The 616-nt window shown below is 30.0% G+C and carries 2 protein-coding genes; both read left to right on the top strand.

Annotated elements, in window-relative coordinates; genetic code table 11:
- Positions 1-2: 2 nt before the first annotated feature.
- Positions 3-107 carry a hypothetical protein gene (locus IDG60_RS20450; protein ID WP_001789935.1) on the top strand — a complete coding sequence of 35 codons (105 nt, stop codon included), beginning with the start codon at positions 3-5 and terminating at the stop codon, positions 105-107.
- 429 nt (positions 108-536) lie between these two features.
- On the top strand, positions 537-616 hold an 80-nt coding region (locus tag IDG60_RS23335), incomplete at its 3' end, for a hypothetical protein (protein WP_241013330.1).

The following is a 616-nucleotide window of genomic DNA, read 5'->3' on the forward strand; positions in this document are numbered from 1 at the left end:
TAATGTTAACTAATAGATTAACTAGTGTTAACTATGTAAAAAAGCGTTTAATTCAGAACATTCAGCGTATTTTAAGTAAGGAAGTACTATATGGAGAAATGCAATAGTTTGCTAATAAATAGAGGAGAAAATTGTCTTTCGAAGAGAGTTTGGTAGAGTAGAAATCTCATTTAATTTGTCACTGATGCACTTTTTCTTCTATATAATTAGGTCATGACATTAGATAGCTTCGCAATTAATGCATAGGGTCCCAACATAGAAATTTTCGAGACGAAAGTTAACAAGCAGGAAGGGTTGGGCACCTTTCTAACAAATAAATTTGAAGAAGACGAAGGAACGCAGTTGGACGTAAAACGTCAACTGCATAAGCCTTTCTAGCTCATAAAATTCGCAGAAAGGCTAAAAATTATTTTTAGGGGTTGCGAATGAATAAATTAGTTTAATTTTATAAAAATTTATAAAAATTAAAAACGTTGTAAATTTAAAATAAATCATTCATAATATTGTTACTATACTAATTCAAGGTGGTTCAACGCATGTCTCATAATGAAAATCTTAAATTGGCGCAACGCGGTGCTTATTTGAGTTTAATTGTATATATAATCTTATCTATTGT

Source organism: Staphylococcus sp. EG-SA-2, assembly GCF_017152085.1.